11 protein-coding genes are annotated in these 10,575 nt (G+C 67.3%); 1 reads left to right on the forward strand and 10 read right to left on the reverse strand.

Features of this window, described 5'->3' with window-relative positions:
- Nucleotides 1–361: TAXI family TRAP transporter solute-binding subunit (locus D472_RS25220; protein ID WP_033303529.1), on the reverse strand; the 361-nt coding region annotated here is incomplete at its 3' end.
- 271 nt (nt 362–632) lie between these two features.
- On the opposite strand from D472_RS25220, the gene D472_RS0109855 reads away from it, so the two are divergent.
- The gene (locus D472_RS0109855; protein WP_017604316.1) at nt 633–2,192 is read left to right on the forward strand and encodes an SLC13 family permease; all 1,560 of its coding nucleotides are present in this window, start codon (nt 633–635) and stop codon (nt 2,190–2,192) included.
- 55 nt (nt 2,193–2,247) lie between these two features.
- Here the strand turns inward: D472_RS0109855 and D472_RS0109860 are convergent, their stop codons facing one another.
- From D472_RS0109860 to mbhE, 9 genes are all read right to left on the reverse strand, one after another.
- The gene (locus D472_RS0109860; protein WP_017604317.1) at nt 2,248–3,447 is read right to left on the reverse strand and encodes an MFS transporter; all 1,200 of its coding nucleotides are present in this window, start codon (nt 3,445–3,447) and stop codon (nt 2,248–2,250) included.
- A 343-nt stretch (nt 3,448–3,790) separates the two neighbouring features.
- Nucleotides 3,791–5,266, reverse strand: coding sequence for a DEAD/DEAH box helicase (locus D472_RS25225; protein ID WP_017604318.1), 1,476 nt, complete (start codon nt 5,264–5,266; stop codon nt 3,791–3,793).
- Nucleotides 5,267–5,504: 238 nt separating this feature from the next.
- Nucleotides 5,505–5,708, reverse strand: a complete 204-nt coding sequence (locus tag D472_RS0109870; RefSeq protein ID WP_017604319.1) for a cold-shock protein — start codon at nt 5,706–5,708, stop codon at nt 5,505–5,507.
- Nucleotides 5,709–5,942: 234 nt separating this feature from the next.
- Nucleotides 5,943–6,284 carry a monovalent cation/H(+) antiporter subunit G gene (mnhG, locus tag D472_RS0109875; protein ID WP_017604320.1) on the reverse strand — a complete coding sequence of 114 codons (342 nt, stop codon included), beginning with the start codon at nt 6,282–6,284 and terminating at the stop codon, nt 5,943–5,945.
- Complete coding sequence (locus D472_RS0109880; protein ID WP_017604321.1) at nt 6,281–6,538, reverse strand: monovalent cation/H+ antiporter complex subunit F; 258 nt, start codon at nt 6,536–6,538, stop codon at nt 6,281–6,283. Before D472_RS0109880 ends, mnhG begins: the two co-directional genes overlap by 4 nt.
- A complete protein-coding gene (locus D472_RS0109885; RefSeq protein ID WP_017604322.1) occupies nt 6,535–6,939 on the reverse strand; it encodes a Na+/H+ antiporter subunit E in 405 nt (134 codons plus the stop codon). Before D472_RS0109885 ends, D472_RS0109880 begins: the two co-directional genes overlap by 4 nt.
- Complete coding sequence (locus tag D472_RS0109890; RefSeq protein ID WP_017604323.1) at nt 6,936–8,465, reverse strand: monovalent cation/H+ antiporter subunit D family protein; 1,530 nt, start codon at nt 8,463–8,465, stop codon at nt 6,936–6,938. The genes D472_RS0109885 and D472_RS0109890 overlap by 4 nt, the downstream gene beginning before the upstream one ends.
- Nucleotides 8,462–8,770: a sodium:proton antiporter gene (locus D472_RS0109895; protein ID WP_017604324.1), complete on the reverse strand. Its 309-nt coding sequence runs from the start codon at nt 8,768–8,770 to the stop codon at nt 8,462–8,464. The genes D472_RS0109890 and D472_RS0109895 overlap by 4 nt, the downstream gene beginning before the upstream one ends.
- Nucleotides 8,767–10,575: hydrogen gas-evolving membrane-bound hydrogenase subunit E (gene mbhE / locus D472_RS25230; RefSeq protein WP_017604325.1), on the reverse strand; the 1,809-nt coding region annotated here is incomplete at its 5' end. The genes D472_RS0109895 and mbhE, both read right to left, overlap by 4 nt.

Genomic DNA, 10,575 nt, shown 5'->3' on the forward strand with positions numbered 1-10,575 from the left:
CGAAACTGTCGTAGAGCCGCCCCACCGAGCTGATCGTCGATTCTTCGGACGTGACGTCCGTGGCCAGGATCGAGTCGAGGTTGGCCAGCCCTAGGTCGGCGTCCCCGGACGCCAACAGGAGCAGGTTGTCGTGGGAGGCACCGGTCTCCACCGTGATCACCTCCTGGTTCGCGAAGTGCTCGTCCAGAAGTCGGGCGATCGCCCCGCCGATCTCTCGGTAGACGGCCCCTGGAGGGCCGGTGGCGACCACGATCCGCGCGAGTTCGGGGGCGGGGTCACGTGTGCAGCCGGTCATGGCCCCGAGGAGGGCACCGGTTCCTCCCAAGAGGACGGCTCGTCTGGTGGGTCCCGGCGCTCGCATACCCGCAGCCTAGATGTACTGCCCTGAGAGGTTGGGAACACGGGAGGCGGGAGGGCCGTCTCGCCTCACCCTGTGTCTCAGCGCACCCACCGAACGTCGCTCAATGTCAGAGGAATCCCAACTATGGGGCAGTGGCGTTGCACACACTCTTTTGGATGCGCACGATGTGGTCGATCAATGGAAAGTCACTCGAAGGAAACCTGGTGGCGGCCGAGCCGCCCGGGCCGGTTTCCGTGTACGGGTGCGGCACTCGGCCCATCAGGAGGAAGTCATGGCGACCCAGCAGGGCGTCGAGAACACCGGTGAATCGCCGATCAAACGAGAGGAGAGATCCTCGGCGGGGCTGACCCGTGGTCGTGTCATCGGACTCGTTCTCGGTCCCTTGCTCGGCCTGGCGGTCTTCCTCTCGATGCCGGAGATGGCGCTTCCGCTCGCCGAGGGCGAGACCGAAGAGGTCATGTCGATCAACGGTGCGGTCGTCGCGGCGATCACCACCTGGATCGCCATCTGGTGGGCGACCGAAGCCATCCCGATTCCGGTCACCTCACTCCTTCCGCTGGTCCTCTTCCCGATCATGGTGGACGGGGCGGCCGTCGGGGACGTGGCCTCCTCCTACGGTTCCGACACGATCTTCCTGTTCATGGGCGGCTTCATGCTCGCTCTGGCCATGCAGAAGTGGAACCTCCACAAACGCATCGCCCTGACGATCGTCTCCAAGGTCGGATCCAACACCGTGGGGTTGGTCGGTGGCTTCATGATCGCCACCGGCTTCATCACCATGTGGGTGTCCAACACCGCCACGGCCGTGATGATGCTCCCGGTCGGCCTCTCCGTCATCGCGTTGATCGCCCAGTTCCGTGGCGGCCGCACGGACGCGAACTTCGCCACCGCGCTCATGCTGGGTATCGCCTACTCCTCCTCCATCGGTTCGGTGGCCACCCTCATCGGCACCCCGCCCAACGTGCTGATGGTCGGTTACCTCGCCACCCAGGACATCCACATCGGTTTCGGGCAGTGGATGATGGCCGGCGTGCCGCTGGCGGTCGTCTTCATGTTCATCGCCTGGTTCGTCCTGACCCGCGTCTTCCGCCCCCAGGTGAACAGGGTCGAGGGCGCACGGGAACTCATCCGTGAAGAGCTCGACAAGATGGGACCCATGTCCCGTGGCGAGAAGCTGGTCCTGGCGGTGTTCGCCTTCGCGGCGCTGTCCTGGATCTTCGTGCCGATGCTCGCCGACATGGGTGCGGTGGCCGACGTCGCCCCGTGGCTGGGCAACGTCAGTGACGCCGGTATCGCGATGACCGTCGCCGTTCTCCTCTTCGTGCTACCGGTGGACCGCAAGACTCCGCTCATGGAGTGGGACACCGCGGTCAAACTCCCCTGGGGCGTCCTGTTGCTCTTCGGTGGTGGCCTGGCGATCTCCGCCCAGTTCACCGACTCGGGGCTGAGCATGTGGGTCGGTAACCAGGTCTCCTTCCTGTCCGGCGTTCCCACCTGGCTGCTGATCCTGGTCGTCGCCGCCGTGGTCCTGTTCCTCACCGAGCTGACCAGTAATACCGCCACGGCCGCGACCTTCCTCCCGATCATGGGCGGTGTGGCGATGGGTATGGAGGTCGACCAGCTGGCCTTGGTCGTTCCGGTGGCCCTGGCCGCCACCATGGCCTTCATGCTTCCGGTGGCCACCCCGCCCAACGCGATCGCGTTCGGTTCGGGTTTCGTCAAGATCGGGGAGATGATCAAGGGCGGCCTCTGGCTGAACTTGATCGCCCTCGTGCTCATCCTGGGCACCATGTACAGCTTGATGACCTGGGCGCTGGGCGTCTCGCTGTAGCCGTTCGTGGCAGGGGGCCGTCCGATGCCGGGCGGCCCCTTTCTCTCGGTCTCGGCTATCGCGCGACCGGTTCGGGGCGGCCTGCGAAGAGGGAGACACCCGCCTGCGCCAGGGCGATGACGCCCACCAGCAGCAGGACCGGTTCCCACGCACCGGTGAAGCGGCCGAGGACGCCCGCCGCCACCGGCCCGATCGCCGCCAGCAGGTAACCCACGCACTGCGCCATTCCGGAGAGCCGCACGGTGCGCTGGTGTCCGCCGCCGCGCAGGGCGATCAGCGCCAGGGCCACCACGATGGCCCCGCCCGTGCTCGCACCGGCCAACAGGATCCACCACAGAGCCCACTCCGGTGCCCAGACCAGCCCCGCCATGGCGACCACCATGCCCATGCTCACCACCAGGCAGGCGGGACGCTGCTCGGCCCGACGTCCCATCAGCGCGGTCACCGCGAGACCGGCGAAGATCCCCGCCACCTGGAACGCGAACAGGTGCCAGCCCGCCATGGCCGGACTGACGCCTCGCGAGGTCTCCACGGTGGGAAGCCAGTTGATGAGGGTGAAGAAGGTGGTGGATTGCAGACCCATGAACAGGGTGACCTGCCAGGCCTTGGCCGAACGCCATACCGAGGATCCGGGTTCGTTCGAGCCTTGGGAAGCCTTCTCCACCGGGTCGGGAGCGGGTACCCGATACATCCGCACCGCCCAGACCGCGAAGGCCAAGGCGGCCAGGGCGGCCCACAGCGCGAGAGCAGGGCGCCAACCGCCGAGGAGTAGTGACAGTGGCACGGCCAGGCCGGCGGCCAGCGCGGCGGAGGTGTTCATCACCGCCGTGTTGATTCCGGTTAGCAGGGGGATGCGAGTGGGTTGATCACGTCGGATGATGGCGGGCACCAGCACGTTGCCCACGGCCAAGGAGGCGCCGATCATCAGGCTGCCGATCCACAGCGCGGAGAGCGGAGGCAGGGAACGGACCACCAGGCCCGCGCACAGTACCGCCATCGCCACCAGCACCAAGCGGTCCACGCCCCAGCGTGCCGCCGGCCCGTGCACCAAGGGGGAGACCACCGCGAAACCCAGCAGCGGCAGCGCTCCCAGCAACCCGAGGGAGGGCTCGGAGAGCCCCGTGGACTCACCGATCCATTCCAGGACCGCGCCGACCGAGGTCAACGCCGGGCGTAGGCAGGTGGCCACGACGAACAGGGAGATGAGGAGCAGGGCGGTCCGCGGAGCGGTGCGGGGCGTGGTGGCGGTGGGCATGGGGCCTCGCTGGGGACATGGGGAGAGGCGTGAGGGGTCCGGAAACCATCGGATGAGCGGATGACGAGCCGTCAGGGCAGGTTAGCGCCTGTACGCCCACACCGGAAGAGGTCCCATGTCCTCCCGGGAGGACAAGGAGGACCCCGCCCCGGAACCGATGTTCCAAGGTCGAGGTCCTCTCGATGTTTCAGACGCGTTCCGGCCACGGTCACCGACGAGGGGTTCGCGGGGAGCCCCGGTACCCATGTGGGCTCTTCACCGGCACAGCGAGGTGTCGAAGGCTCCTGCCCCCTCGGCGCCCGACCACGCGTCGAAGCGAAGCGGAGGCGCTGAGGAACGCTACTCAGCCACGGGATGCGGCGGAGTGACGAGGACGGCGGCCGCTCTGACGACCGTTCCCTCCACGAGGGCCGCCGTAGCCGCCTCGGGAGCCACGGCGGCCGTTCTCCTCACGCGGGCCTCGGGGGAGGGTCACCGCCACACCGGAGGGCTCACGGGCTCCGGTCACACGGGTGAGCTCGGGGTCGTTCGGCCCCACCGGGGCTTTCCGCGCGTCCACACGTGCCTGGTGCAGCAGGCGATCCATGCTCCGACGCTGGTTGGGAAGCACCAGGGTGACGACGTTGCCCGACTGTCCCGCACGGGCGGTGCGACCGCCACGGTGCAGGTAGTCCTTGTGATCGGTGGGCGGATCCACGTTCACCACGAGGTCGAGCCCGTCCACGTGGATGCCGCGGGCGGCGACGTTGGTGGCGACCAACGCGGTGACCGGACCCTCCTTGAACTGCTTGAGGGTGCGGGTTCGTTGGGGCTGGGAGCGGCCACCGTGCAGGGCCGCGGCCATGACACCGTTCTCCAGCAGGTGTCCGACCATCCGGTCCACGGCGTGCTTGGTGTCCAAGAACATGATGACCTTGCCGTCACGTGCCGCGATGTGGGTCGCCGTGGTCAGCTTGTCGGCGTGTGACACGTGCAGGACGTGGTGGTCCATCGTGGTGACGGCGCCCTCGGAGGGGTCGACCGAATGCACCACCGGGTCGTTGAGGAAACGACGGACCAACTGGTCCACGTTGCGGTCCAGGGTCGCCGAGAACAGCAGACGTCGACCGTCGGCCGGAACCTCTTGGAGGATCGCGGTGACCTGGGGCATGAAGCCCATGTCGGTCATCTGGTCGGCCTCGTCCAACACCGTGGCCTCGACACCGTCGAGAACGCAGTCGCCGCGTTCCATCAGGTCGCGCAGACGTCCCGGGGTGGCGATGACCAGTTCCGTGCCCTGACGCAAGGAGCGCGCCTGCCGGTGGATGGGCATGCCGCCCACCACGGTGGTCATGCGTACCCGCACCGAGCGAGCATACGGGGCCAGGGAGTCGGCGACCTGCTGGGCGAGCTCTCGGGTCGGAGCGAGCACCACGGCCAAGGGACGCCGAGGGGCGGCGTCGCGCCCGTCGAGTCGGGCCAGCAGTGCCAGACCGAAGGCCAAGGTCTTGCCCGAGCCCGTCTGGCTGCGGCCCAGGACGTCGCGGCCCGCCAGTGAGTTCGGCAGGGGGGCGGCCTGGATCGCCGACGGGGTGGTCAGGCCTTGGCGGACCAGGGTGGCCTTCAACGGCGCCGGCATGTCCAAGGCCTCGAAGGACTCCACCGGGTCGAGCCCGGGGGTGATGGTGGTCGGAAGGGCGAACTCGCCGGAGGGTCGGCTGCCCGAGTGTCCTCGGTATCCGCCCTGACGGGGGCCACCGAAGGGCTTGCGGGGACGCCGACGGCCGTAGTCGCCGGCAGGCCTGGAGCGACGGGTGTCGGTACGGGACGCGTGGTTCATGTGAAACCTTTCACCGACGACCCGTGCCGGGCGGGAAGGTCGCGTGGGACCTCGACGCTGAGCACCGGCGGCGCCGGGATAATACTGCGGAATCCACTGCCCACACGGAAAATCGGGGGCGTGGTCGATGACCGATGCCGGTCGAAAAACGACGGCGGAAGAACGGTCAGGAAAACGAAAAAGCAGGGGCGCGGCGCCCTGAGGGCGGGCCCCTGCGGTGGAAAGAGCCTCAGCTCTTTCAGACCAGGGTGATGTTCTCGGCCTGCAGGCCCTTGGCGCCCTGGGTGACGTCGAACTCAACGGACTGACCCTCCGCGAGCTCACGGTATCCGTTGCTCTGGATGGCGGAGTAGTGCGCGAAGACGTCGGCGCCGCCGCCGTCCTGCTCGATGAAGCCGAAGCCCTTGTCGCCGTTGAACCACTTGACGGTACCGGTGGCCATGTATGTGCCTCTCGTTCGGGAGTAAGAAGAAAACCGCGATTTGACGATTTTCCCGTCACCGCGGTGATCACCCGAAAAAGATGAAAATTAAACGAGCATCACGACTGCAACTTCAATCAACCTAGCACAAGCCTCGCTTGCTGTCCGAAAATCCTCCTGTGTCGTATGGCACCGAAAACGTGGTATCGAACAGCGGAGAAAATGTGTTGTCGCGGAGCTTCCCGGGCCGGGGCCTCATTTTCCGTCGTCCTCCACGGCCAGGTCGTCGAACCGGGTGTGCTGGTTCAGGGGGGCACTGGTCAGGTACGCGGCGCGGATCATGGCCGACCCGCCCACCGCCGTGGTGACCAACTGGATCACCAGCGCGAGTCCCAGCTTCAGGGCGTTGACCATCGATGGTTGGTCCAGGAACAGCCCGATGATCACCAGCCCGGTGCCCAGCGCACCGGCGATCGTCACCGCGCTCAACCGGGAGTACACGTCCGGCAGGCGAATGACGCCCACCGCCCCCACCAAGAACACCAACGCACCGAGGAACATCACCGCGTCGCCGACGTACTCCAACCCCTCGTTCATCGCTTGCCTCCCGCGGTCAGGCGAGCCAGGGACACCGCCGCCAACAGGCCCACCAGGGTCGCCACCATCACGATGTCCACCAGTAGGGAGGTGCCCAGACGCACCCCCAACAGGGCGACCAGGGACACGAACCCGAAGAAGATCATGTCCGAACCGGCGCCCCGATCAGCGCCGCTGGGACCGCGCAGGGTCCGATACATGGACAACACCATCGCCAAGACGATCGCGGCCAGGGCAAGGTCGATGAGGATCATCGGTGGCGCCCCCCTTCGGTCCGGTTCGGTTCCTCCGGGCGGGGAGGCGGCCCCCCGCTCGGGCGGGTCGCTCGCAGGACGTGGTCCTCGATCACGCGGACGTACTCCAGGATCGACGGCCGGTCCTCGACGTACATCGCGTGCACCCACACCGTCGGTGGTTCGCGTCGTGTGGCCACGGTGATCACCCCGGGGGAGAGCGACACCAGGTTGGACATGAGGCTGATCTCCAGGTTGTTGTGACAACGCAGCGGTACCTCGACGATGGCCGGGGTGATGCCCTCACCCGGGGTGAGGATGTCCCTGCTCACTCTGAGCGATCCGCTCACCAGGTCGTAGACCATGTAGAAGGGAAGCCAGAGCATCCCCGCCAACCATCCCAGGAAGCTTTTCGGGGTCATCGCAGCACCGCCTCGACGTAGGTGGATGGATCCAGGAGGTGGGTGGCCGCCTGAGCACTCAGGCCGAGCAGGATCTGCCCGCCCAGGCCCAGAGCCAGGGTCAACAGGGCCAGCACCAGTGCGGGAAGTAGGAGGATGGGGCGCACCCGAGGTGGTGCCAGGACCGCTAGGCCGCCCTCGGTCCCGGTGCCGGCCCCGCCGGCGTCTTCGTCCCGTGCGTCCTCCGGTTCGTCCTTGGGCGGAGTGCCCCAGAAGGCACCGCTCCAAATCTTCATCATGGACATCAACGTGATGACGCTCACCACGACGGCGATGGCCGCCGCGGCCCACTGCTGTGCCTCCAGCGCCGCAGCGACCAGGGTCACCTTGGCGATGAACCCGGAGAAGGGCGGCAGACCGGCCAGGGACAACGCCCCGACCAGGAACACCATCGCCAACAGGGGCTCACGCCGGGCGATGCCTCCGAGCCGGTCCAGGGAGTCGGTGCCGTAGGTGTGTTCGACGGCGCCGGTGGACAGGAACAGTGAGGCCTTCACGAACATGTTGTGGACCAGGTAGAAGATCCCGGCCATGAGGCCCAGTTCGGTGAACAGGGCCACGCCCAGCAGGATGTAGCCGATCTGGCTGATCATGTGGAAGACCAGGATGGAACGGGTGGTGGTCTCGCCCACGGCGCCGAGCACCCCGATCGCCATGGTCAGTGAGAACGCCAGGACGCCGATCCACAGGAAGCGGGTGTCACCGTCGAACGCCACGGCGTACAGGCGGTAGATGGCGTAGATGGCCACCTTGGTGTGCAGACCGGAGAACAGGGCGGTCACCGCCACCGACGTTCCGGTGTAGGTGCGTGCCAGCCAGCCGTGCACGGGGACCACCGCGGCCTTGACCCACAGGGCCAGGACCACCACGCCGACCCCCACGGCCACGGCGGCGGACTCCCTCGCGGCTCCGGCCAGGGAGGCGAGGTTCACGGTGCCCGCGGAACCGTACACCAGGGCCACCCCCGCCATGAAGATGGTGGAGGTGAGCAGGTTCAGCGCCACGTACACGCGCCCGGCGCGGATCCTTCTTCGAGAACCGAGCATGGTGAGCAGACCGTACGAGGGCAACAACATGACCTCGATGAACACGAACATGTTGAACAGGTCCGCGGTCATCAGCGCACCGGCCACCCCGGCCGCCATCACCAGTACGAGGGGAACGAAGTAGGAGGCGTGGTCATCGCCCACCGTGATCGCGAAGACCGAGCACAGCAGGATCAACAGGGCGGTGGCACAGAGCATGAGCGCGCTGAAGGCGTCCACGACCAAGGGGATGGCGACGCCGCCGGGCCACAGGGCCACGTTGTGCGCGAGGACCGTGCCGTCCCGCACCCGCCACAGCAGTACGGTGCTCACGGCCAAGAGGCCGCCACTCGGCAGGAGGAACAGTGTCCGCTCCAGCGCTCGGGGAAACCGGCCCAGGACCAGGAACGCCGCCGTCCCCAACGGCAGGGCGATCAGCAGGGGAAGGAGGGCGGCGTTCACGAGACGTCCTCCGTGTCGTCGTCACGGCCGGTGGCCGCGAGGGTGAGCATGTAGATCGTGATCGAAAAGGTGATGACGATCGCGGTGAGCACGAACGCCTGAGGCAGAGGATCGGAGGCGTCCTCCGCGTTGGTGTAGCCCAAGAGCGGTTGCGCCCGTAGGTAGGTGCCGCCCGACGACATCAGCACCAGGTTCGCGGCGTGCCCCAGCAGTATGAATCCGAAGGTGATCCGGACCATGCCGCGTTGCAGCATGAGGAATACGGCCCCCGTGACCAGGACGCCGATCGTGATGGACAGGGTCATCGCGCACCTCCGTCGTCGACGCGTGCCCGGCCGATCGGGCGGTCATCATCCTCCGATGAGGTGATCTGGTCCCCGGGGGAGTTCGTGGGTGGCTGGTCCTCGGTGGGGAGCATGGTGCCGCCGGTGGACTCGCCGGGCAGGGATTCGTCCACTCCCAGTTGGTTGAGAGCGGTGAGGACCACACCGACCACGGTCAGGTAGACACCGACGTCGAAGAGCAACGCGGTGGTCAGGTGGTAGTCGCCCACCAGGGGAAGTGGTACGTAGTCGTGCAGAGGACGGAGAAAGGATCCGTCCAGGTAACCGAGCAGCCCCGTGAGTACGGAGACCACCACGCCGGCGCCGATGATCCGCGGGTAGGCCAGGCTGATTCGAGCCACCGAGGCACTGGGCGCCGCCAGGTAGATCAGGGCGAACCCCGCCCCGCCCACGAGGCCGGCGATGAATCCGCCGCCGACGTTGGTGTGGCCGCGCAGGAACAAGGTCAGCGACCAGAACACGATCAGGGGCAGCAGCACGTAACCCACCGAACGCATCACGAGGGTGTTGTCGTCGGCGTCGTACACCGGATTGGTGAGGCGAACGGAGAGCCGGCGGTCACCGTGCGCGGACAGCAGACCACTGGAGTTGAGCACGGCGATGATGATGAGGCCGGCCACCCCCAGCACGACCAGTTCACCCAGGGTGTCCAGGGCCCGATAGTCCACCAGGATGGTGTTGACCACGTTGGTGCCGCCGGTGTCCTCCTCCGAGTTCTCCAGGAAGTACTCGGACACCTGCGAACGTTCTCGGCGTCCGGTCAGGTAGTAGGTGCCCAGGGCCGCCGAAAGCCCCGTGGCCAGCGCCACCACGCCGGTGGCGAGTTTGCGTGGGGTGGAGATCCGCTGGAAACGCTTGGGGAGTCGACGCAGGACCAGGGCGGCGATGACCACGGTGAGGATCTCCACCATCAGCTGGGTCAGGGCCACGTCGAAGGCGCCGAGCAGGAACAGCCACAGGGCGGTGCTGAACCCCGCGACACCCACCAGGACCAGCGTGGCCATCCGGGAGGAGGTGGTCATGAGCCCGAGGACGGCGGCCAGGATGAGGACGACCAAGAGCCAGTCGAGGAAATGGGAGGTGTCGCCGGCGGGCTCGGCGACGTCCAGACCCGTCACCGTGAGACCACTCGCCAGGACCACCACCAACAGGAGGGGCATGACAAGGTGCTGAGGGGGAGCGTCGGAACGGGTGAGGTCGCCGATCCGGCGGCCCAGCCGGATGATCCCGGAGTGCAGCGCGTCGAAGACGGTCGTTCCCTCCACGGGGAAGAGACGACGACCGGCCAGGCGCTCACCGGAGGCGGTCCACCACACCAATAGCACGCCCAGGGCGATCGCGGCCAACGACATGAACAGGTCCACCGACAACCCGTGCCACAGGGCCAGTTCGGCCTTGGCCTCCTCTTGTCCGGTGGCGTCGGCGGCGACCCGTTCGGCCATCGGGTTCAGTGTCACGACCGCCAGACCCAGCACCAGGCCGAGCCCCGCGGCGATGGCCGAGGGGGCCACGAAGCCGAGGTCTCCCTCCGAGGCCGACCGGTCCGGCTCACGCGGGGAGCCCCAGAACGGCTCGTAGACGAATCGGAAGGTGTAGGCGAAGGTGACCACCGACGCGAGCACCGCGACGCCACCGGCGAGGACTCCGACCCACTCGGGTCCTGGGGACTCCAGCAGACCCTTGAACACGTTCTCCTTGCTCACGAAACCCAGGAGCGGTGGGATGCCCGCCATGGACAGGCCGGCCAGCGCCGCCACGGTCGCGGG

It is taken from the genome of Nocardiopsis alkaliphila YIM 80379 (assembly GCF_000341005.1).
GTDB lineage: Bacteria > Actinomycetota > Actinomycetes > Streptosporangiales > Streptosporangiaceae > Nocardiopsis > Nocardiopsis alkaliphila.